At 61.1% G+C, this 21,098-nt stretch carries 18 protein-coding genes and 1 pseudogene; 13 read left to right on the top strand and 6 right to left on the bottom strand.

The genetic code is table 11. From position 1 onward, the window contains the following. Positions 1-138: 138 nt before the first annotated feature. The gene (gene zntB, locus I6L44_RS19400; protein ID WP_162895478.1) at positions 139-1,104 is read left to right on the top strand and encodes a zinc transporter ZntB; all 966 of its coding nucleotides are present in this window, start codon (positions 139-141) and stop codon (positions 1,102-1,104) included. A gap of 13 nt (positions 1,105-1,117) precedes the next feature. Continuing rightward, positions 1,118-1,630 carry a mechanosensitive ion channel domain-containing protein gene (locus tag I6L44_RS19405; RefSeq protein WP_005354921.1) on the top strand — a complete coding sequence of 171 codons (513 nt, stop codon included), beginning with the start codon at positions 1,118-1,120 and terminating at the stop codon, positions 1,628-1,630. Between the two features lie 142 nt (positions 1,631-1,772). Here the strand turns inward: I6L44_RS19405 and I6L44_RS19410 are convergent, their stop codons facing one another. Then, the gene (locus I6L44_RS19410) at positions 1,773-2,186 is read right to left on the bottom strand and encodes a hypothetical protein (protein WP_216952830.1); all 414 of its coding nucleotides are present in this window, start codon (positions 2,184-2,186) and stop codon (positions 1,773-1,775) included. Positions 2,187-2,448: 262 nt separating this feature from the next. Between I6L44_RS19410 and pulA the strand changes: the two genes are divergently transcribed. Then, a complete protein-coding gene (gene pulA / locus I6L44_RS19415; protein ID WP_216952831.1) occupies positions 2,449-6,513 on the top strand; it encodes a pullulanase-type alpha-1,6-glucosidase in 4,065 nt (1,354 codons plus the stop codon). A gap of 210 nt (positions 6,514-6,723) precedes the next feature. On the opposite strand, the gene I6L44_RS19420 is transcribed toward pulA, so the two are convergent. Continuing rightward, positions 6,724-9,159 (bottom strand): zinc/cadmium/mercury/lead-transporting ATPase, encoded by a 2,436-nt coding sequence (locus I6L44_RS19420; protein WP_216952832.1) that lies wholly within the window; start codon positions 9,157-9,159, stop codon positions 6,724-6,726. Positions 9,160-9,343: 184 nt separating this feature from the next. Between I6L44_RS19420 and tpx the strand changes: the two genes are divergently transcribed. Beyond that, complete coding sequence (gene tpx, locus I6L44_RS19425) at positions 9,344-9,844, top strand: thiol peroxidase (protein ID WP_021230929.1); 501 nt, start codon at positions 9,344-9,346, stop codon at positions 9,842-9,844. Between the two features lie 58 nt (positions 9,845-9,902). Here tpx and I6L44_RS19430 read toward each other — a convergent pair whose 3' ends face one another. Beyond that, the gene (locus I6L44_RS19430) at positions 9,903-10,730 is read right to left on the bottom strand and encodes a transporter substrate-binding domain-containing protein (protein ID WP_216952833.1); all 828 of its coding nucleotides are present in this window, start codon (positions 10,728-10,730) and stop codon (positions 9,903-9,905) included. A 145-nt stretch (positions 10,731-10,875) separates the two neighbouring features. Here I6L44_RS19430 and I6L44_RS19435 point away from each other — a divergent pair, with 145 nt between their 5' ends. Then, a complete protein-coding gene (locus I6L44_RS19435) occupies positions 10,876-12,105 on the top strand; it encodes a DEAD/DEAH box helicase (RefSeq protein WP_216952834.1) in 1,230 nt (409 codons plus the stop codon). 3 nt (positions 12,106-12,108) lie between these two features. Here I6L44_RS19435 and I6L44_RS19440 read toward each other — a convergent pair whose 3' ends face one another. Next, positions 12,109-12,939, bottom strand: a complete 831-nt coding sequence (locus tag I6L44_RS19440; RefSeq protein WP_216952835.1) for a CPBP family intramembrane glutamic endopeptidase — start codon at positions 12,937-12,939, stop codon at positions 12,109-12,111. Positions 12,940-13,101: 162 nt separating this feature from the next. Here I6L44_RS19440 and I6L44_RS19445 point away from each other — a divergent pair, with 162 nt between their 5' ends. Continuing rightward, on the top strand, positions 13,102-13,806 hold the full coding sequence (locus tag I6L44_RS19445; RefSeq protein WP_254204244.1) for an ABC transporter substrate-binding protein: 705 nt from the start codon (positions 13,102-13,104) through the stop codon (positions 13,804-13,806). Between the two features lie 71 nt (positions 13,807-13,877). Here the strand turns inward: I6L44_RS19445 and I6L44_RS19450 are convergent, their stop codons facing one another. Beyond that, entirely contained in the window at positions 13,878-14,174 is a 297-nt protein-coding gene (locus I6L44_RS19450; RefSeq protein WP_005348860.1) for a hypothetical protein, read from the bottom strand. A 66-nt stretch (positions 14,175-14,240) separates the two neighbouring features. Next, entirely contained in the window at positions 14,241-14,615 is a 375-nt protein-coding gene (locus I6L44_RS19455) for a YacL family protein (protein WP_031227767.1), read from the bottom strand. A gap of 209 nt (positions 14,616-14,824) precedes the next feature. Between I6L44_RS19455 and I6L44_RS19460 the strand changes: the two are divergent. From I6L44_RS19460 to I6L44_RS19490, 7 genes and pseudogenes are all read left to right on the top strand, one after another. Beyond that, positions 14,825-14,956: pseudogene (locus tag I6L44_RS19460) on the top strand (sugar diacid recognition domain-containing protein); the annotation flags it as partial. Positions 14,957-14,963: 7 nt separating this feature from the next. Continuing rightward, positions 14,964-16,079, top strand: a complete 1,116-nt coding sequence (locus tag I6L44_RS19465) for a sugar diacid recognition domain-containing protein (RefSeq protein ID WP_216952836.1) — start codon at positions 14,964-14,966, stop codon at positions 16,077-16,079. 118 nt (positions 16,080-16,197) lie between these two features. Continuing rightward, on the top strand, positions 16,198-17,460 hold the full coding sequence (locus I6L44_RS19470; protein WP_005340326.1) for a GntP family permease: 1,263 nt from the start codon (positions 16,198-16,200) through the stop codon (positions 17,458-17,460). A 9-nt stretch (positions 17,461-17,469) separates the two neighbouring features. After that, on the top strand, positions 17,470-18,603 hold the full coding sequence (locus I6L44_RS19475) for a glycerate kinase (RefSeq protein ID WP_206876095.1): 1,134 nt from the start codon (positions 17,470-17,472) through the stop codon (positions 18,601-18,603). A 232-nt stretch (positions 18,604-18,835) separates the two neighbouring features. After that, entirely contained in the window at positions 18,836-19,399 is a 564-nt protein-coding gene (locus I6L44_RS19480) for an NnrU family protein (protein WP_139462374.1), read from the top strand. 58 nt (positions 19,400-19,457) lie between these two features. Further along, positions 19,458-19,994 carry a glutathione peroxidase gene (locus I6L44_RS19485; protein WP_076495785.1) on the top strand — a complete coding sequence of 179 codons (537 nt, stop codon included), beginning with the start codon at positions 19,458-19,460 and terminating at the stop codon, positions 19,992-19,994. An 82-nt stretch (positions 19,995-20,076) separates the two neighbouring features. Further along, on the top strand, positions 20,077-21,012 hold the full coding sequence (locus I6L44_RS19490) for a LysR family transcriptional regulator (RefSeq protein ID WP_005340335.1): 936 nt from the start codon (positions 20,077-20,079) through the stop codon (positions 21,010-21,012). The last annotated feature ends 86 nt before the right edge of the window (positions 21,013-21,098 follow it).

Here is a 21,098-nt window from a genome sequence, read left to right on the forward strand (position 1 = left end):
CATGGTTTCCTGTAGTGAAAGCGGATGGAAAACGAGAGCGGCCATGTTAACACAGGCCTCCCCTTCCCGGCGCGGGGCTGAGTCGGCCCCGCCTTTGGTGTAAGCTGGGGCCAGCACATGAAACGAGAAGGAGACGAGATGGATCGGGTGCCCGGTGAAGTGATTTATGCCCTGACCCTGGATGGCAAGGGGGGCATGGCGCCGCTGATGGCGGGAAGCGAAGTCCCGGCGGGACATCCCGGCTGGCTGCATCTGGATTACGGCAATCCCGATTCGGCGCGCTGGCTGTTGCAGACCCCCTTGCTCAGCGAGGCGGCCAGGGAGTCGCTGCTCGGCCAGAGCAATCGTCCCAAGCTGGTGCGGATGGGGGAGACGGTGCTGCTGATCCTGCGCGGCATCAACCACAACAAGGATCACAGGCCCGAAGAGATGGTGGCGCTGCGCATCTTCATCACCCCGGATCTCATCATCAGCAGCCGTCGTCGTCCGCTGCTCTCCGAGCAGGATGTCTTCAACCAGCTCAAGCTGGGGGGCGGCGCCGATACCCCGGCCGACTGGCTGGTGGAGATTTGTGATGCCCTGACCGATCGGGCGGGGGAGTTTGTCGAGGAACTGCACGACAAGATCCTCGATCTGGAGGAGATGGTGCTGATGCGCGACATGCCCGCCAATGGCCGCTTGGCGCTGATCCGCAAGCAGCTCATCATGATCCGCCGCTACCTCTCCCCCCAGCGGGATCTGGTGGCGCGCCTTGCCAACGAGAAGATCAGCTGGCTGGATGAGGATGATCGCCGTCGTCTGCTCGATATCGCCGATCGGCTGCGGCGCTGGCTCGACGACCTCGATGCGGGAGTGGCACGCACCGCTGTGCTGGCAGACGAGATCAACAATCTGATGGCGGAGGCGACCAACCGCCGCGCCTACCAGATGTCGGTGATGGCGCTGCTCTTTTTACCTGCCAGCTTCCTGACCGGCCTGTTTGGCATCAACCTGGGGGGCATTCCCGGGGCCGAGAATCCGACCGCCTTCTGGGTCTTCTGTGGTTCGCTGGTGGCGCTGGCCAGCGGGCTGGCTATCTGGCTCAAACATCGGCGCTGGTGGTAAGGAGGCATAACCCATGTGGCAATCAATTGGTCTGACCCTACTGCTGTTGCTGGGGCATACCCTGATCCGGCGGCTGATTCACAAGAGCCTGCTGGCGCTCGGTCAGAGCAGGCAGGTGAGCGAGAACCGGGTGCTCTACGTGGCCCATGTGTTCCACTTCCTGCTCGGCTGCGCCACCTTGCTGGTGCTGGCCGGGGTGTGGGGGCTCGACTTCTCCCGACTGGTGGTGCTCGCGTCCTCCTTCTTTGCGGTATTGGGGGTCGCCATGGTCGCCCAGTGGTCGATCCTCTCCAACATCACCGCCAGCATCACCATCTTCTTTGCCTTCCCCTACAAGATTGGCGACCGGATCCGCATCCTCGACAAGGATGATTCGGTCACCGGCGTCATCACCGAGATTGGCCTCTTCTACGTGCGGGTGCGTGATGACAACGGCGATCTGGTCACCTATCCGGCCAACCTGATCCTGCAAAAGCCGGTCAGAAAGCTGGAGGGCAAGGTGGCGGAACCGCTGCAACCGGAGTAGCAGGACATTTGCTGCCGGGGGGCTGGGCGTAGCGAGGAGTGATGCTCTGGTGTAAATCCACCACGCCTTCATTCGACACAGGCTATTGTGGATGCGTGCTGCGGCCACAATAGCCAGAACGACTCAACAGTTGGCTCCGCAGCTAGATCTCCTGTTGTGAGAGATCGGCCTGCGGCTTGTGTTGCCAGATTGCGCCGAGCAGCAACTTGAGCAGCAGTCCGGGCGGGTTGTCCAGCAGTTTGCCGGACTCCAGCAGCAACTGGCCATCGGCGCGAAATCCGAGGCTGGCATCTATGGTGCCATCCTCCGAGACCACCTGGATCAGGCCATTGAGGGCGGAGCGTTCACCGGGCTGACAGCGCAGCCGCAGTTCGCGGGGTTCCCCCAGCAGAGTGAAGGCGCGGCTCAGCGGGGGTGAGTCTTCATAATCGGGCCAGTTGAAGAAGTGATACTGTTCGGCCAGGGCGCCAGCCTGCTGGCAGAACTGGTCGAACAGCTGCCCGATCGCCTGATACTCCTGATCGAGTCGTCTTGCCTGCTCTTCAATCCGTTTCATTGCTTACTCCTTGTCTATCCACTTGATCAGACATTGCTTTTCTGACCCCGTGACTGCCGTTTTCCAGATATGAGGCCAAATGGCCGCGAGGTCTGTGAGCCGGATCGAAGTTTCAGTCTGAAAACGTTATCTTGTTGAAACTGGATGGTTTTTTTGCCCTCTCGCTCACATTTGAATCGATTGCCGCTGATTAATATGGCACCGCCTGGCAATGACCGGGTGCTCGACTATCGAGACTAACTACAGCGGGAATTATAAAAATATGGATATGAAAAAGACCAAAGTGGCGCTGGTAACAGCCTCACTGCTCGCGCTTTTGTCTGGCTGTAATGACAACAGCTCTGATGCCTCCGGTGTGAACCCCGTCCCCCCTACACCGCCTACACCTGAAGTCACCGATGGGCCTGTCGCTCGTCTGCCCAAGATGGATCCCCCGAAAGAGTTGCTGGTCGCCGGCGATAATCAGGTGGTCATTGCACTGGTGGATACCCAGTCGGCAGCCAAAGGGGCCAAGGCACCGTTTGACAGCTACAGCCTGCACCTTTGGAACAACGACGCCTGCAAGGCAACGGCAGATAGCGGTCTGAATACCGGGTGGGATGACAAGAGCAAGACACCGGCCACCGCCGACAGCTTTGGTCCGGCCTGGGTCGTACCGCTCAATAAGGTGGAAGGGTGCATCAACTTTATCGCCCGCAACGGCGATCTGGCCAACCTGACCGGCAGCGATATGAAGGTGATCTTCAGTGAGCACCCGGATCGCACCGTGGCCATCGTTGCAGGCAAGAAAGATCTGTTTGGCAGCCGTGCCGAAGCCTTTACCGCCGCCTTTGGCGTGGCGGGGGCCAGCGCTCATCTGATCGATGGCAATACCCTGATTTGGCAAGGGGGCAAAGACAAGCCCCACGTTCGCCTCTATTACACCGACTCGGGCACCATCAAGGCCAATGCCGATGGGGTGTTCGATTTCCCCTATATCAGCCTGACCGCGACCAGCCTGACTGCCGAGCAGCAGGCCAAATATCCGCACCTCAAGGATGCGGCCGCCTTCGCCCTGCCTGCCGGTAAAGATCTCAAGCCCCTGCTCAAGGGGGAACTGGTGGCTATCGGCACTGATGCCGACGGTATCCTGCAGGGGGCGACCCTGGTGCAGAGCGCCGGCGCTCTCGATGCGCTCTATGCCCCAGAGGCGACCAAGCTGAGCTATGGCGCAGTGGTAGAGGGTAACCGGGTGACCTTCCGCCTCTGGGCGCCGACCGCCAAGTCGGTCAAGTTGGCCCTCTACAACGCCAGCCACCAGAAGAGTGGTGAGGTGGCCATGACTTTCGACAGCGCCAGCGGCAGCTGGAGTTACGAAGGGGGCAGTGAGCTGATCGGCCAGTTCTATCGCTACGATATGGAGGTCTACCATCCGCTGAGCCGCAAGGTTGAGCACTACGAGGTGACCGATCCCTACTCCCTGAGTCTGGCGATGAACTCCGAGTTCAGTCAGGTAGTGGATCTCGACGATCCGGCCCTGAAACCGGAAGGGTGGGACAGCCTCAAGGCGCCCCACAGCCAGCAGAACCCCGCCGATATCACCATCTATGAGGCCCATGTTCGTGACCTGACCGGTAACGATGCCTCCACCGATGAAGAGAAGCGCGGCAAGTTTGTCGGCCTGACCCAGCCCGACTCTGTACCGGTCAACCATCTGAAAGCGCTGGCAAAGAGCGGCGTCAGCCACTTGCACCTGCTGCCGGTGTTCGATATCGCCACCGTCAACGAGGATCCGGCCAAGGTGGCCAATCTCGGCGATGACTTCAGCAAGCTCTGTCAGGTCAATCCGGATGTGAAAACATCCAAATTTGGCGGCTATTGCGGTGGCGGCCAGACCGTGGGAGATGTGCTGGCCGACCTGCAAGGGGGCGACAGCAAGGATAATCCGCAGGTGCAGGAGCTATCCGGTTACCTGCGCGGCGTCGACTCCTTCAACTGGGGTTATGATCCCTACCACTACACCACGCCGGAAGGCTCCTACGCCACCAACGCCGAGGGCACCAAACGTATTCTGGAGTTCCGCGAGATGGTCAAGGCCATCAAGCAGAACATCGGCATGAACGTGGTGATGGATGTGGTCTACAACCATACCAACGAATCCGGGCTCGGCCCCAAGTCGGTGCTCGACAAGATAGTGCCTTGGTACTATCAGCGCCTCAATCCGGAGACCGGCTCGGTGGAGAACTCCACTTGCTGCTCCAACACGGCGCCGGAACACGCCATGTTTGCCAAGCTGATGGATGACTCCCTGGTCACCTGGGCGCGCGACTACAAGATCGACGCCTTCCGCTTCGACCTGATGGGCCACCATCCGAAAGATCAGATGGTGCAGGCGCTGGCCGCGGTGAAGAAGGTCAATCCCGAGATGTACTTCTACGGCGAGGGGTGGAACTTCGGCGAAGTGCAGGATGACAAGCGCTTCGTGCAGGCTACCCAGAAGCATCTGGGCGGTACCGGTATCGGCTCCTTCTCCGATCGCTTGCGCGATGCGGTGCGCGGCGGCAGTCCGTTCGACGGTGGCGATACCATTCGCAAGACCCAGGGTTTTGGCAACGGTGCCTTCGTCGATCCTAACGAAATGAGCAAGGTGGATCTGGCGACGGCCTTGCACCAGTCCGATCTGGTGCGGCTCGGCATGGCGGGCAACCTCAAGGAGTTCGTGCTGACCGACAAGGATGGCATGCCGAAGAAAGGCGCCGAGATCGACTACAACGGTCAGCCTGCCGGTTATGCCCAGGATCCGGTGGAAGTGCAGAACTATGTCGACAAGCACGACAACCAGACCCTGTTCGACAACCTGATCTACAAGGCGCCTGCCGGAGCCGATCTGGTGCGGATGCAGGGGGTCTCGCTGGCGACTGCCATGCTGGGTCAGGGCATTCCCTTCACCCACGCCGGTGTCGAGCTGCTGCGTTCCAAATCCATGGAGCGGGACAGCTATGACTCGGGCGACTGGTACAACAAGGTCGACTACACCCTGGGCGACAACAACTTCGACAAGGGATTGCCGCGCAAGGACAAGGATGGCGACAACTATCCACTGATCGAGCAGGTGCTCGGCAAGCATGCCAAGCCGGGCTCGGCCGAGATGGCGCAGATGGTGAGCTTCTATCAGGAGCTGGCGGAGCTGCGCAACTCATCCCGCCTGCTGCGTCTGGGCAGTGGCGCCGAGGTGATCAAGCGGGTCGACTTCCGCAATACCGGCCCGGATCAGGTGCCGGGCCTTATCGTCATGACTGTGGATGATGGCGTCAGTGCCGGAGCGGATCTGGATCCGGCCATCGACGGTCTGGTGGTGATGATCAACGCCAGCAACCAGAGCCAGAGCATCGGCGACTTCCGTGACGGTAACGATCAGCCGATCGATCTGAGCGGTATGGTGCTAAGCAGCAAGCATCGCGCAGTCGACAGCATCGCCAGCGGCGCCGCCTATGATAACGGCCAGCTGACGCTGGGGGCCTGGTCTGCCGCTGTGTTCGTCAAGCCGCAGTCTGGTGCACAGGGTGCGGGCCTGCCGGTCAGCAAGAAGACCGACCTGAGCACCCTGCCACCGTTTGGCAACACCGATGTTTATCTGAAGGGGTTCCTCGATGAGTGGGGCAACACCAACCAGATGACCTTCAGCGGCAACTTTATGTACGAGTTCACTACCGAGGTGAGCACCGACAAGCTGGGTACCACCAACGTCAAGATCGCTGACGCCAGCTGGGGGCCGGTCAACTACGGCAGCTGTAACGCCGGTGACAAGCTGGTGGTTGGCACTCCGCTGACCCTTTGCAAGGGGGGAGAAACCGGCAATATCGGTGTCGATCTGGCCAAGGCAGGCAGCTACAAGTTTGTCTTTACCGCCATGAACAAGGACAAACCGACCCTGAGCGTCAGCTTCACCGAGCCTGTGCAGAGCTGCAAGGTGCTGGATACGGTGGCGGGCAATCCGCTTGGCTACAACCTGTTCGTCAAGGGGGAGCTCTCCGGCTGGGGAGCCCAACCTCAGTACCAGCTGAGCTACAAGGGGATGGACGGCGATCTCGCCATCTATCAGGCGGCGTTCAACTACGCTGGCAGCACCGAGTTCAAGGTCGCCAACGAGGACTGGAGCAAGGAGTACCTGCTCAACGGTGGCGGCGCGGTGAACGCTGAAACCGGCTATTCGTTCGCCTTTTCCAAGGGGGGCAGTGCCAATAACAGCATCACCCTGCCGCAGGGGCTGTGGAGTGTGCTGGTGAAGGTTGACCCGGCTGGCGTCAAGGCGGGCACAGCCGTCATTCAGGAGTGCAGCGTCAAGTAAGCAAGCCATTGAGTCCGGGGGATGGCTCGGCGCCCCCGGGTTGAATTCCACCTTGCCAAGGGTGGGATAACTCCGAGAGAGTAAGCAAAGCGCGACTGCCGACCGGCAGGCGCGCTTTTTCTTTTACGGGGTGCCGTGAGAGAAATGAGAGGAAAAAGAAAAGCCGTCCCGGTTGGGGGACGGCTTTTGGCTGGGATGCTATCGGCTGGCTTAACGCTTGCGCAGCAGCCGCAAGGCGTTGGCGGTCACCAGCGCTGTGGCGCCGGTATCGGCCAGCACCGCAATCCACAGACCGGTGATGCCGAGCAGGCTGGTGACCAGGAAGATGGCCTTCAGCCCCAGCGCCAGCGCGATATTCTGGTGAATATTGGCCAGTGCCGCCCGCGACAGCCGGATCATCGCGGCAATACCGCCGAGCTGGTTGTGGGTCAGCGCCGCATCTGCCGTCTCCAGCGCCACATCGGTGCCGCCCCCCATGGCTATGCCGATACTGGCCCGCTTCATGGCGGGGGCATCGTTGATGCCATCGCCGATCATCGCGACTTTCTGCGAGCTGGCGAGCTTGGCAATTTCATTGACCTTGCCCTCCGGCAGCAGACCGGCGCGCCAGCCCATGCCCAGCTCGGTGGCGATCGCCTCGGCGGCACGGGGGTTATCCCCGGTTAACATGATGCTGTTGAGCCCGAGTCGGTTGAGCTCTTGCAGCGCGGCTGCCGCCTCCGGCCGGATCTGATCCCGCAGCGCCAGCAGGGCGACCGGCAGCGCTTGGTCGCCGCTGCTCTGGCAGAGCACCACGACGGTCTTGCCCTGCCGCTCCAGCGAAGCAATCCGGGTTTGCTGTTCCACATTCAGGGTCGCCACTCGGCTCGGTGCCAGCAGTTGCCACAGTTGACCGTTGATGCGTCCCTCAACCCCCATGCCCGGCAGTGCGCGCAGGTCGCGAGCCTCCGCCAGCGTCAGCCCCTGTTCGGTCGCGTTGGCGACCACTGCGCGGGCCAGCGGGTGGTGGGAGCCCTGCTCGATGGCAGCCGCCAGTGCCAGCAACTCGGTCTCCGGTTGGCCATTGAGGCTCACCAGCTCGGTCAGTTGCGGCTTGCCCAGGGTCAGGGTGCCAGTCTTGTCAAAGGCGACGGTGTCGATATGGGCCAGTCGCTCCAGTGCGGCCCCCCCCTTGATCAGCGCCCCCTGACGGGTTGCGGCGGCCAGCGCCGAGGTGACCGCTGCCGGGGTGGAGATGACCAGCGCGCAGGGGCAGCCAATGAGCAGCAGCGCCAGCCCGCGATAGATCCACTCGTCCCAGCTCTGGCCGAAGGCAAGGGGCGGCATCAGCACCACCAGCAGGGCGACCAGCATCATGGCCGGGGTGTACCAGCGGCTGAAGCGGTCGATAAAGCGCTCGATGGGCGCGCGCTGGCTTTCGGCCTCCTCGATGAGGTGCAGAATGCGGTCGATGGCGTTGTTGCCGGGCTCGGAGACGACTTCAAGGCGCAGTACCCGATCGGCCGCCAGACTGCCGGCCGGCACCTTGTCACCCTGACGGCGTTCCACCGGAATAGACTCACCGGTCAGGGCGCTCTCGTCAAACGCACCGAGTTCATCGAGCAGGCGGGCGTCGGCAGGTAGACGGGCACCCGGGGCGATTTCGATGATATCGCCGGGACGCAGCTCATCGGCGGCGACCTCTTCCCGCACCTCGCCCTCGGCAGTGGTACGGATGCGCAGCGCCTTGTCGGGCACCAGCGCCATCAGGGCGGTCACTCCGGCCCGGGCGCGTCCGGCGGCGTAGGCCTCCAGATGCTCGCCCAACATGAACAGCAGCAGCACCATGGCCGCTTCGGCGGTTTCGCCGAGAAACAGGGCGCCCAGGGCGGCGACCGTCATCAGGGTCTCGATGGCGAAGGGGGAGCCGCTTTTGGTCAGCGCCCACGCCTTGCGGGAGATGGGCCACAGCCCCCAGAGGGTCGCCAGGGTAAAGAGTGGCTGACCGAGCTCTTTCGGCAGCAGGGCGGCGACCAGCATCAGACCCGCCAGTGATAAGGGTTGCCAATATTTGCCCAAAAAGTTACCGAATAGATTGCCCTGCAGGGACTGTTGTGAAGCTTGCTTGCGGCCAGCTGCCTGCTTGTCAGCACTTTCCCCCTTGAGCTGGAAACCGGCGGCCAGCACGGCGGCGGTGACGGGATCGGGAGAGAGGCCGGGGGCCAGATCCACTACCAGCTTCTCGGTGGCAAACAGCACGCGTGCCTGCTGCACGCCGCTCACCCGGCAGACGGCTGTCTCGATCTTGCGGGCGCAGCTGGGGCAATCCATCCCCAATACCTGCCAGCTGTGGCGGCTGTTGCCTTGCACCGGCGCAACCAGCGGGTCGGCAGGGGGCATATCATGCTCATGCTCGTGAGCTGGTGATAAGGAGGCGCTGCAGCACGCTTGATCGTGACAGCCTCCTCGGGGAGGCTCTTCATCCCCGGGGGATTCATTGCCGTCACGGGATGCGTGCTCATGAGGCGTCTGGGTTGAACAGCAACTGACGGGTGTGGTGTTGTCGCAGCAGTGGCTATCGTGGTGATGTTCACTCTGGCCGGAGGCCGCCTTGCTGACGGCCTTGATGGGGGCGGCGTGCTGATGATTGCAGCAGGATTTGCTCATGATGAGTCCCTCTTGATGGATCCCGCCCCTGCGAGATCCCTGATTACCGAGAAGGAGTCTAAACCTTGGTGTTAAGTCCAAGGTCAACCCCTTTATATCCCTTGTCTTCGCGGGTGTTTGTCTGGTCCCGCCGCCCCTATACTGATCACTCGGATTTTTACTACACCAATAAAGGACATAACACATGAGCAACTCAGTCACTCTGCAAGGCAACCCGGTTTCCGTCGCTGGTCACTTCCCGGTCGCCGGTGAGCAAGCCAAGCCCTTCTCCCTGGTGGCCAAGGATCTTTCCGACGTGACCCTGGCAAGCTTTGCCGGTCAGCGCAAAATCCTGAATATTTTCCCGAGCGTCGATACTCCCACCTGCGCGACCTCTGTGCGCAAGTTCAACGAGCAGGCCAGCGCGCTGGATAACACTGTCGTGCTGTGCATCTCCGCCGATCTGCCGTTCGCCCAGTCCCGCTTCTGCGGCGCCGAAGGTCTGGACAAGGTAGTGACCCTCTCCACCCTGCGCGGTGCGGCCTTTATGGAAGATTACGGCGTTGCCTTCTCTTCCGGCCCGCTGGTAGGTCTGACCGCTCGCGCCATCGTGGTACTGGATGGTGACAACAAGGTGCTGCACAGTGAGCTGGTCGCAGAAGTGGCCGACGAGCCGAACTACGCCGCTGCGCTGGCCGTGCTGTAAGGCTGCAAGCCATAAAAAATCCCGCTTCGGCGGGATTTTTTATGCGGGAATTGTCTGTTCAGGGTGTTGCGGGCGGGGTGGTCGCCGGTTCAGCCTTGGCGGGTGGGGAGGGTTGCCACTCCACATAGGGGCGGTGGATCTTCTCGTAGATCTCGGCCAGTTTGCCGGTGGCGGCGAGTTGCTCAATGGAACGACTTAAAAATTCGTCTATTTCATCCCCGCCCCCCCCTTTCTGGATGATGAAGACATCCTCGAAATCACCAAAGAATTCACGGCGAATATTGGTCAGCTTCAGATTTTTCAGCATCAGGTCCGCCTCTTCTTGTGCCCAGACAAAGGCGTCTATGCGACCCCGAGACAGTTTGCGCAGTGACTGCTCGATACTCATCGAGCGCTGTACCGAGAAGGGCATATAGTCGGGAACGGCTTCAATCAGCAGATCCCGTTTGGTGGGCACTATGCCATAGGCCATATCTGTGGTGACCGGATGGGCCGTATTGCTGTAAATCACATGGGCCACCTTGCCAAAGCTGCGGGTACTGAAACGGTAGGGGAGCATATCGACCTCCCTGAGATTGCGGATGGCGGGCAGACCGAGATCTGCCTTACCAGCGATCACTCCGGCCATGGCCCGGGCGATGGGATAGATGGTGATCCTGATGGTCACATCGGGATGAAGATCGTCGATGGCGCGCACTAAATCAACGAAAGGTCCTGTCTTGTCGGCATTGATCAGTCCCGGCAGCTCACCGAGATGCGCGTTAAGAGTACGCACCGGTTTGGCCTGTTCGGCCGCACTGTCGCTCGCCGTGCTGCCGGACAGGCCGAGCGAGATGCTGCCAAGCAGCGCACTGGTCAGCAGCAGGATGGGGATGTGTCTGGTCATGACAGTTTTCTCTGTGATGGGTCAGCTCAAGTGTAGTCAGCCCGTTGCAATCCCCCCCTTGGCCTGGCCATCATTGATAGGGTTTTACTTCTCGGCCCCCGCTCACTAGACTTCGCCTCCCACTTCTCTTTGTTAACGTAGCGCCATGACCTTTCGCGAACTTGCCCTCCATCCCGCTCTGCTGGCCTCTTTGCCCGCCACCTTGCAGACGCCGACCCGCATCCAGCAGCTGGCGATTCCGGCGGCGTTGGCGGGGCAGGATCTGCTGGCACTGGCCCAGACCGGCAGCGGCAAGACGCTGGCGTTTGGTTTGCCGCTGCTGCAACGGCTGGATCCTGCCTCCAGCCAGGTGCAGGGTCTGGTGCTGGTGCCAACCCGCGAGCTGGCGATTCAGGTATCTGCCGCGCTTAAAGAGGGGGCCGAGGCGCTGGGATTGTGCATCGTGACGTTGTGTGGGGGCGTTGCGCAGGAGCGGCAACAGGCCGAACTGGCGCAGGGGCCACAGCTGCTGGTGGCTACACCCGGGCGGTTGCGGGATCTGCTGACCCAACAGTTGCTGGGGCTGGATGGTCTGCAGCTGCTGGTGCTGGATGAGGCGGATCGCCTGCTGGAGATGGGCTTTGCTCCCGACATCAAGGCGCTGCTCGGCTTTATTCCGGCGGATCGCCAGACCCTGTTCTTCTCCGCCACCTTGCCTGCCGAGCTGGAGGCGCTGGCCAACGGCCTGCTGCGTGAGCCAACCCGTATCGAGGCCACACCCCTCAACAGCGTGGTGAACGAGATCGAAGAGCGACTCTATCTGGTCAACAAGAGCAGCAAGGTGCCGGCGCTCATCAGCCTGCTCAAGGAGCAGGCGTGGCCGCAGGTGCTGGTCTTTATCAGTGCGCGGGATGATGCCGACGGGGTCGCCAGAAAGCTGGCCAAGGCGGGCATTGCGGTGGCTGCTCTCCATGGCGAGAAGGAGCAGGCGGTGCGCGAGCAGGCGCTCAATGATTTCAAGGAGGGTCGGGTGCGGGTGCTGGTGGCCACCGACCTGATGGCGCGCGGCATCCATGTGGAGGCGCTGCCGCTGGTGATCAATCTGGACTTGCCCGCCAGTGCCCCTGTCTACGTTCACCGCATCGGGCGTACCGCCAGGGCTGGCCGCGAGGGGTTGGCCATCTCGCTGGTTTGTCATGGCGAGAGTGACATGCTGCAAGCCATCCGCACCCTGACCGGCCGCGAGCTGCCGCTGGGAGATCTGGCGGGATTCCCGGTCACCGACCAGCCTGCCAGCGGGGAGGGCAAACGCCCCCCTCGTGACAAGCAGGCCAATCGCCGTACTCAGGCCAAACGCAGCGTCAAGCAGTTCAAGGGCAAGACGCCGCGCAGTTGACCGTCAGGCTCTGGCCAGCGGGTAGGTGAAGAGCGCCAGATGGGCGAAGTTGAAGGCGAAGTGGATCAGGATGGCCACGGAGAGTCGCCCGCTGAGCTGGAATACCAAGCCGTAGCAGCAGCCTGCCAGGGTCGCAAACAGCGCCAGCAGTGGGCCACCGGGCAGGTGGATGGCTCCGAACAGTAGCGCGGCCACGATGATGCCAATCCAGGGGCGGTAACGCTCGGTCAGCCCCTGCTGAATAGCGCCTCGAAACAGCGCCTCTTCCGCCACGCAGGTGAACAGCAGGTTATTGAGTGCAAACAGCCACCACCAGTGGGGCAGACCCACTTCCGGTTTCAGTGCCCCCAACTGCCAGGCGATGACCAGCAGGGCACCCAGCGGCAGCAGTAACAGAGCCAGCGGACGCCAGCGGATAGCGCCTCCCTTACCAAGCAGCGTCGAACAGGCCAGCAGCAGCCCAAAGAAGAGCAGTGGCTTGTCGAGGTTCAGATACATGTTGAATGGCACACTGGCGGGGCCTGCCAGTACCTGATCCAGCACCTTGAGATTGCTGAAACCGGGGATCAGGTGCAGGGTCAGTGCCACCGCCCATGCCAGCAGGGCTGACCATGCGAGGGGGCGGCTATGGCCGGAGAAGGTGGGCAGACGCCAGGCCAGCAGCAGGGCTGCCAGCGTCACCAGCAGTGCGGTCGTGGTGATGCGATCCAGCCAGAGCGCCAGCAGCAGAGCCACAGCAAGCAGCAGGAAACCTGGCAGGCGTTGGCGTGCCATACAGAGCAGGGTGGCCAGTGCCAGTGCTGCCCAGATCAGTATGTCAGGTAGGGGTAACATCGGAACTCCTCTGTAATAAAAGCGCTGCACCTTAGCAGGGGCGTTGGCGCAAAGGCAACCAGACCGGGTTATTTGGGTCAGCCTCCTATACTGAACTGGAGAGTAAAGAGAGGGATGGCGATGAAGCACTATGGCTGGTTGTTCTGTTGTTGGTGTGGATGGTTGTCATGCGCCCCCCTGTCGCTGGTAACCGGAGATTTTTCGCCCTATTCCGGGGCCGGGCTGCCTGATGGTGGGCAGAGCACCCGGCTGGTGACGACCCTGCTGCGCGAGGCTGGCTATGACGAGCTGAAGGTGGATTACCTGCCATGGAACCGGGGCTACGAGCTGGTTCGCAACGGCCTGGCATCCGCCACCTTCCCTTATGCCTGGACGCGTGAGCGAGCCAAGCTGTTCTATTACAGCGCCCCCATTCATATCGATCACCTCTCCTGGTTCACCTATCGTGGCAGTGATGCGGTACTCGATGGCAAGTGGCAGGGGTTGAGAGTCTGTATTCCCGCCAGCTGGAGCACCAGTCACGCAGATGAGGTGATTGCCCGTTTTTCATTGCGGCTCACTCGCCCCAAGAGTTTGGTGCAATGTCTGCAACTGCTTGAGCGGAAACGGGTTGATCTGATGCCGATGAATGATGCGGTGACGGCGGACGCCAGCATGCAGGTGTTCGGCGACCCGAACTATCTGCAACCGCTCCCCTATTTTCGCCAGCGGGATACCTTCTATTTGCTGGTGTCGCGCAAGATGCAAAATGGACGCGAACTGATAGAACGCTTCAACGAAGCCTTGGCTGCGGCACGTGCCAGTGGCCATTACGACCAACTGGTTCCCTGGGGACAGCCACGTCTGCTGCGCTGTGAGCAACCCTGAGTCAGAGCAGATTGGCACCAATTAAAAAGCCGGAGCAGTGGCTCCGGCTTTCTTTATGCCTTCAGGGGCGATTAGCGGCCTGATTCTGCGATCACGCGGGCGATGATATCGGCGCGCTTGCCGGCTTCCAGTTCGCCCAGGGCGATCAGGCCAGCCTTGAAGATGACGTTCTTCGGCAGGCTGACGTCGTCCAGCGTGGCGATCGCTTCAACGTGCATGCCGTTCAGACGGCTGGCATCGCGCGGGCTCAGGTTGACCTGAGTGTTCATCACCTGCTTGCCTTTCTTCTTGGCAGGTGCAGCCGCTTTCTTGGTGGATTCCTGTTCTTCGTCTTCCGGCAGTTCGTCATCAAAATCGTAAATAGACATAGTCAATCCTGTTGAGTTAGGCAAAAGGGCACGTTTGCCCGACATAGTAATCCGACATTGGGTCAATCAGCCCATATCCTCGTTACGGATAAAGGCGCGCCAGGAGCCGAGCACCTGGGCAAAATCTTCCAGCCCGCACATGGCCAGCTGTTCATCATCGTAGTAGGCGAGATCGTCAAGATCCTCACCCAGCTCGATGTTGAGGGCGTTGGCTTTCACCTCCGCCTCTTCATGGGTCAGCAGCAGGGAGTAGTCACCGCCGTTGAGCCGGTATTCGACTCGGGTGCGGTTGGAGAGCTGATCAATGATGGAGAAGAGCTCGTCGAGCTTCTCCTCATCCTTGCCAACCTCGTCGATCAGCCACTGACCGATGGCTTCATGGCCCATGGAGAACCGGGCGCGATAGCCACCAAACGGGTCGCGGCGAAATTCATAATCCATAGCACAGTCCAAATCGGAGGGATGGGCCATCACGGGCAGGCGGGTGCAAGCACGCAATTCCTGCTCCATGGCGGGGCACACATCGGGTAAAGTGGCCTATTCTAGCGATCCCCCTCTCGCTTGTCTTGATGATGTGGCATCTTTGCGCCCATGTGCCCTGAATCGCCTCGTGGTGACGTAGCCAGATCAGCCCCTTGTCCGGAGATGTTATGCAGCTAAACGATAACCTTGCCCGCCAGATCGTCGCGCGGGCGATGAAGATCCTGTCGTTCTCGGTCAATGTGATGGATGAGCCACAGAGACTGGTCATCGCCTCTGGTTATTCCCGGTTGGTTCAGCGGAGTACCTATGCAGCTAAATGACATGCTCGCACGCCAGATTGTGAGCCGGGCGATGAAGATCCTGTCGTTCTCGGTCAACGTGATGGACGAACACGGCCTCATCATTGCGTCCGGCAATCCGGAGCGGATCCATCAGCGTCACGAAGGGGCCGTGCTGGCGCTCACTGAAAACCGGGTGGTGGAGATTAGCGAAGCGACAGCCCTGCAGCTCAAAGGGGTGCGACCAGGCATCAATTTGCCCATCTCCTATCAGGGGGAGCTGATCGGGGTGATCGGCATCTCCGGCGATCCGGAGGAAGTGCGTGCTTACGCTGAGCTGGTGCGAATGACCGCCGAGCTGATCCTGGAGCAGGCGGCGCTCACCGAGCAGCTGCAGTGGGACAAGCGCCACAAGGAGGAGCTGGTGTTGCAGCTCATTCGTGGTGAGGGGCGAGTCGATCAATTGCAGCAGGCGGCCCGTTTTCTCGGACTGGAGTTGGCCCAGCCTCGGGTGGTGGCCGTGCTGGCGCTGGAGGAGGCGGATCCGGCTCGTCTGCGAGAGCTGGTCCATCAGCTGGAAAATCCGGAGCGGGACAATCTGGTCGCCATCAACGGGCTCGACGAGATAGTGGTGCTCAAACCGGCGCAGTTGAGTGAGGGCGTCTGGCAATCGGCGCAGGAGCGCAGCCGGATCAAGCAGTTGCTGGCCCGCATTCCCCACTTCAAGGTGCATATCGCGGTGGGCGATTACTTCGCCGGGATCGACGGGCTGGCGCGCTCTTACCAGACGGCGCGGGATACATTGCGCCGTGGCATGCGGCAGGCGCCGCGCAAACAGGTCTACTTCTTTGAGGACTACCGTTTGCCGGTGCTGCTGGGGAGTCTGGCGGACTCCTGGCAGGCGGATCAGCTGCGCGCACCGCTGCAGAAACTGGCCCGGGAAGATGGCAAGGGGGCGCTGCAGAAGACCCTGCGCCACTATTTCTTGCAGGATTGTGATCTGCATCGCTGTGCCGAAGCGCTGTTCATTCACCCCAATACCCTGCGCTATCGGCTGGGGCGGATAGAGCAGATAACCGGGTTGAATTTCAACAAGTTAGACGACAAATTTTTGCTCTATCTCGGCCTTAATCTCGACTTGTGATTGTGAAGTTGGACAAAAAACCACTTTTACATGACGCAATTTTTGGTTTGTAAGCCAAAGTATTCTGATTGCAGATCTCCATAATGGCGGCCATTCACTCCCATTGAAGGTGTCCGTCATGATCCCGGTTACAGCCCTTGGCGCCATCGCGGCGCTCTCCATCGCCATCATCCTCATTTTGAAGAAGGTGCCGCCCGCTTACGGCATGATCGTGGGTGCCCTGGCCGGTGGCCTGATTGGCGGTGCCGATCTGACCCAGACCGTCGCCCTGATGATCGGCGGCGCCCAGGGGATCACCACTGCGGTGATGCGGATCCTGGCGGCCGGTGTGCTGGCGGGTGTACTGATCGAATCGGGCGCTGCCACCACTATCGCCGAGACCATCGTCAAGAAACTTGGTGAAACCCGCGCCCTGCTGGCGCTGGCGCTGGCAACCCTGATCCTGACTGCGGTCGGCGTATTCGTGGATGTGGCCGTTATCACGGTCGCCCCCATCGCGCTGGCCATCGCCCGCCGTGCCGACCTCTCCAAGGCGGCCATCCTGCTGGCGATGATCGGCGGCGGCAAGGCGGGTAACGTCATGTCCCCCAACCCTAACGCTATTGCCGCGGCTGATGCCTTCCATCTGCCCCTCACCTCTGTGATGGCGGCGGGCATCATTCCGGGTCTGTTCGGTCTGGTGATGGCCTACTGGCTGGCCAAGCGTCTGAACAACAAGGGCAGCAAGGTTGCTGCTGATGAGGTGGTGAGCTTTGCCGGTGCCAAGTTGCCAGGCTTTGCCGCCGCCATCAGTGCACCGCTGGTCGCCATCCTGCTGCTGGCTCTGCGTCCTGTTGCCGGTATCGTGGTGGATCCGCTGATTGCGCTGCCCCTCGGTGGTCTGGTCGGCGCCCTGATGATGGGTAAATTCAGCAAGGTGAACCAGTTTGCGGTATCCGGTCTCGCCCGCATGGCGCCAGTCGCCATCATGCTGCTGGGTACCGGTACCCTGGCAGGCATCATCGCCAACTCCGGCCTGAAAGATGTGCTGATCAGCGGCCTGACTGCCTCCGGTCTGCCCTCCTACCTGTTGGCGCCCATCTCCGGTGCCCTGATGTCACTGGCAACCGCCTCGACCACTGCCGGTACCGTGGTGGCCTCCAACGTATTCAGCTCCACCCTGATTGAACTGGGGATCAGCAGTCTGGCTGGTGCGGCGATGATCCATGCCGGTGCCACCGTGTTTGACCACATGCCCCACGGCTCCTTCTTCCACGCCACCGGTGGCAGCGTCCACATGGGGGTGGGTGAGCGTCTGAAACTTATCCCTTACGAAACCGCAGTCGGTCTGACCATTGCTACTGTCTCCACCCTGATGTTTGGCGTGTTTGGCCTCGCCTAAGGAATTGATATGAAAATTGTTATTGCCCCCGATTCATTCAAGGAGAGTCTGAGCGCCATGGCGGTGGCTGATGCCATCGAGGCCGGTTTCAAGCAGGTGCTGCCGAACGCCACCTACGTCAAATTGCCGATGGCCGATGGCGGCGAGGGCACTGTGCAATCGCTGGTGGATGCCACCGGTGGCCGCATCCTGCCGGTTGAAGTGACCGCGCCCCTTGGCAACAAGGTGCAGGGCTTCGTCGGCCTGCTGGGTGATGGCGAGCGCGCCGTCATCGAGATGGCCGCTGCCTCCGGCATCCATCTGGTGGCGCCCGAGCAGCGCAATCCGTTGCTCACCTCCAGCTTCGGCACCGGCGAGCTGATCCTGGCCGCGCTGGAGATGGGGGTGAAGCACCTCATTCTCGGTATCGGCGGCAGCGCCACCAATGACGGCGGTGCCGGCATGATCCAGGCGCTAGGCGGCAAGCTGCTCAAAGCGGATGGTGCGCCTATTGCTCTGGGTGGCGCAGGTCTCAGTGAGCTCGCGACCATCGATCTGAGCAGTCTGGATCCGCGTCTGAGTGAGCTGGTTATCGAGGTGGCGTGCGATGTGAACAACCCGCTGTGCGGCCCGAAAGGCGCCTCTGCGGTGTTTGGCCCGCAAAAGGGGGCGACCCCCGAGATGGTGGCGCAACTTGATGCCAACCTCTCCCGTTATGCCGACTGCATCGAACAGGCGCTCGGCAAGCAGGTGAAGGATATTCCGGGGGCGGGCGCTGCCGGTGGCATGGGGGCCGCGCTGGTCGGTCTGCTTGGTGCCGAGCTCAAGCCCGGCATTCAGATCGTGATTGAAGCCCTGAAGCTGGCCGATGAAGTGGCCGATGCGGATCTGGTCATCACAGGCGAAGGTCGTATCGACAGCCAGACCATCCATGGCAAGACGCCAATCGGTGTCGCACGTTGCGCCAAGCAGTTCGGCAAGCCGGTGATCGGTATCTCCGGTTGCCTGACCGACGATTGCGGTGTGGTACATGATCACGGGCTGGACGCGGTATTCGCCGTGGTCAACCGCGCCATGTCTCTGCCGGAGGCGCTGGAGAGCGCCAGCACCAATATTCAACTCACTGCGCGCAACGTAGCGGCGCTCTATCAGCTCAAGGGCTGATCCGGTTCGGCCGATGCGCGCCATCGGCCACTCAATATCCCCGTTTGGGGCATCTCCCATCCCGCGAGATGTCTGACTGCCCTGGCACTTATTTGCCGATCCATCGTGATCGGCTCTTTTCTTTCCGTTCCTTTGTCTTGCCATACTTTTGACTCCATGGGTCAGCGCGGTTTTGATAGGCGCACATCTCCCTTTACGGCATAGTGGTCGTACCAAATACAAGGAGAGACTCATGTTCCTGCTGACCCTGGGGGTTGCGCTGTTTACCCTGATCCATCTCTACCCCTGTTTTGCGGTGGCCCATCGGGCGCGGCTACGCGAGCGGCTGGGTGAGAATCGCTACAAGGGGCTTTTCTCCCTGCTGGTGTTTATCGCCATCGCCTGCATCATCGCCGGTTGGCGCTCGGCCAGCTCGCTGCCGCTCTACTTCCTGCCGGAGTGGGGGCCGATGACCATGACGGTGATGATGCCCTTTGCGCTGATCCTCTTCTTCTCCGGCCAGGGGCCCAACCATCTGCGCCGTTGGCTGGTGCATCCCCAACTGCTCGGTACCCTGCTCTGGGCGGTGGCCCATCTGCTGGTCAACAGCGAGGCGCGCTCTCTGGTGTTGTTTGGCGGCATCGGGCTGTGGGCGCTGGTGAGCATGGTCTGGATTTCGGTGCGGGACTGGCAGCGATATCCCCGTCCGGCGGCTAACTGGACGGGCACCGGCATCAGCGTCGGGGCGGGCCTGGCTGCCACCGCGCTGCTGGTGTTCTGGGGCCACGGCTGGCTGACCGGCATTCCATTGCATTGAGAGTGAACTGTGGCTCTGGTAACCGCGTATGATGGACAAAACAAAAGGAGTCTTGGCGATGAAATGGTTCACTCTGTTGCTGTTATTGGGGGCCGGTGCGGCCTCTGCGGCGTGCCCAGATTATTTCAATGTGGAGATGCGGGAGCTAAACAACTCTCAGCGCCATAACCTCTGTCAGCTGACCGAGGGCAAGGTGGTGCTGGTGGTCAATACCGCCTCCTACTGCGGCTACAGCGGCCAGTTTCGCGATCTGGAGCAGCTCTACCAAAGCTACAAGGATAAGGGATTGATTATTCTCGGTTTCCCCTCCAACGATTTCTGGCAGGAGGCGGGCAACGAGACCAAGACTGCCGAGGTGTGTCGCCGCGACTATGGCGTCACCTTCCCGATGTTCAATCGGGTAGCGGTGCGGGGCTCCGATGCTGTGCCACTGTTCAAGGGGCTGGCGGCGGCCGCTGACGGGGATGAGCCGAACTGGAACTTCCACAAGTATCTGGTGGGTCGCGATGGCAAGCTGATCGCCAGCTACGGCGCCAACCAGAATCCGGCTGACGACCCCCTCAAACTGCAGATCACCCGGGCGCTGGGGCTCTGACCCTACCCCTTGGCGGGCGGCTCTGGAATAATGGGCTCCCGCCACTTAATCCGGTTATCCTGTGCTGCAACGTCTTCCTCAAATGGTGATCTTCGATGCGCTGGTGCGTGAGCAGGGGATCTCTGCCGCCGCCCGTCGTCTCGGGGTCTCCAAATCCCATATCAGCAAGCAGCTGGCGCTGCTGGAGACCACCCTTGGCGCCCAGCTGGTGCAGCGCACCACCCGCCGCTTCGTCCTGACCGAGCTGGGTCAGGAGTATGCCCGTCACTGCCATGCGCTCGTGGCGGTGGCGCAGGAGGCTGACTCCATGATCGCCGAGCGGCGCGGCAAGGTGAGCGGTGTGCTCCATCTCGGGGTGGGCCAATCCTTTGGCCGCTTGCACGTCATTCCTCATCTCAAGGCGTTTCAGGATCGCTATCCCGAGCTGGAGCTGGAGGTCTCGCTGTTCGACCACAGAACCAATCTGGTGGATGAGGGGCTGGATCTCTGGCTCACCACCTATGAGGACAAGCCGGAAGGGCTGGTGGGACAGCGGCTGGCCGACATTGGCTTCGTGGTGGCGGCTTCGCCGGATTACCTGCTGAGCCACGGCACGCCGCTTCATCCCAAGGATCTGGCCCAGCACAACTGCATCACTTACCAGAGTCGGGAGCGACGCTATCACCAGTGGTCGTTTCGCCAGGGCAAGGAGCGCCAGACGGTGCAGGTAGCGGGCAACTATCGGGTGGATATGGCGGAGGCGGTGCGCGATGCGGCACTGGCCGGGCTCGGTATCGCCTATATTGCCAACTACTTACTGGACAAGGAGTTACAGAGCGGCAAGCTGATCCCTGTGTTGCCAGGGTGGCGACCGAACCAGCAGATGGCGGTACATGCCGTTTATGCCCGGCGCGAACATCTGGATCCCAAGATCCGTCTCTTCATCGATTTCCTCAAGGCCAGATTTGGCCCCGAACCCTATTGGGAGCAGCGACTGGCCCCCTGGCTTGGGGGTAAATTGTCCGGTGGTGAGGAATGATTGTTTCCATTTAAGAACTCTCGATTTCTCCTGATACTAAAATCGAACCAAATCAGCCAGTTGGCGCAACCGATATCGTGCAAACG

The sequence above is a fragment of the Aeromonas sp. FDAARGOS 1414 genome (assembly GCF_019047065.1).
In the GTDB taxonomy this organism is placed as follows: Bacteria; Pseudomonadota; Gammaproteobacteria; order Enterobacterales; family Aeromonadaceae; genus Aeromonas; species Aeromonas veronii_A.

Excerpts from the sequence above, each read along its gene's own strand:
- I6L44_RS19440 (WP_216952835.1), bottom strand. The coding sequence starts at position 12,939 with ATGTTACCCCTACCTGACATACTGATCTGGGCAGCACTGGCACTGGCC.
- pulA (WP_216952831.1), top strand. The coding sequence starts at position 2,449 with ATGGATATGAAAAAGACCAAAGTGGCGCTGGTAACAGCCTCACTGCTC.
- tpx (WP_021230929.1), top strand. The coding sequence starts at position 9,344 with ATGAGCAACTCAGTCACTCTGCAAGGCAACCCGGTTTCCGTCGCTGGT.
- I6L44_RS19420 (WP_216952832.1), bottom strand. The coding sequence starts at position 9,159 with ATGAGCAAATCCTGCTGCAATCATCAGCACGCCGCCCCCATCAAGGCC.
- I6L44_RS19485 (WP_076495785.1), top strand. The coding sequence starts at position 19,458 with ATGAAATGGTTCACTCTGTTGCTGTTATTGGGGGCCGGTGCGGCCTCT.
- I6L44_RS19480 (WP_139462374.1), top strand. The coding sequence starts at position 18,836 with ATGTTCCTGCTGACCCTGGGGGTTGCGCTGTTTACCCTGATCCATCTC.
- I6L44_RS19410 (WP_216952830.1), bottom strand. The coding sequence starts at position 2,186 with ATGAAACGGATTGAAGAGCAGGCAAGACGACTCGATCAGGAGTATCAG.
- I6L44_RS19435 (WP_216952834.1), top strand. The coding sequence starts at position 10,876 with ATGACCTTTCGCGAACTTGCCCTCCATCCCGCTCTGCTGGCCTCTTTG.
- I6L44_RS19470 (WP_005340326.1), top strand. The coding sequence starts at position 16,198 with ATGATCCCGGTTACAGCCCTTGGCGCCATCGCGGCGCTCTCCATCGCC.
- I6L44_RS19405 (WP_005354921.1), top strand. The coding sequence starts at position 1,118 with ATGTGGCAATCAATTGGTCTGACCCTACTGCTGTTGCTGGGGCATACC.
- I6L44_RS19455 (WP_031227767.1), bottom strand. The coding sequence starts at position 14,615 with ATGGATTATGAATTTCGCCGCGACCCGTTTGGTGGCTATCGCGCCCGG.
- I6L44_RS19450 (WP_005348860.1), bottom strand. The coding sequence starts at position 14,174 with ATGTCTATTTACGATTTTGATGACGAACTGCCGGAAGACGAAGAACAG.
- I6L44_RS19490 (WP_005340335.1), top strand. The coding sequence starts at position 20,077 with ATGGTGATCTTCGATGCGCTGGTGCGTGAGCAGGGGATCTCTGCCGCC.
- I6L44_RS19465 (WP_216952836.1), top strand. The coding sequence starts at position 14,964 with ATGCAGCTAAATGACATGCTCGCACGCCAGATTGTGAGCCGGGCGATG.
- I6L44_RS19430 (WP_216952833.1), bottom strand. The coding sequence starts at position 10,730 with ATGACCAGACACATCCCCATCCTGCTGCTGACCAGTGCGCTGCTTGGC.
- I6L44_RS19475 (WP_206876095.1), top strand. The coding sequence starts at position 17,470 with ATGAAAATTGTTATTGCCCCCGATTCATTCAAGGAGAGTCTGAGCGCC.
- zntB (WP_162895478.1), top strand. The coding sequence starts at position 139 with ATGGATCGGGTGCCCGGTGAAGTGATTTATGCCCTGACCCTGGATGGC.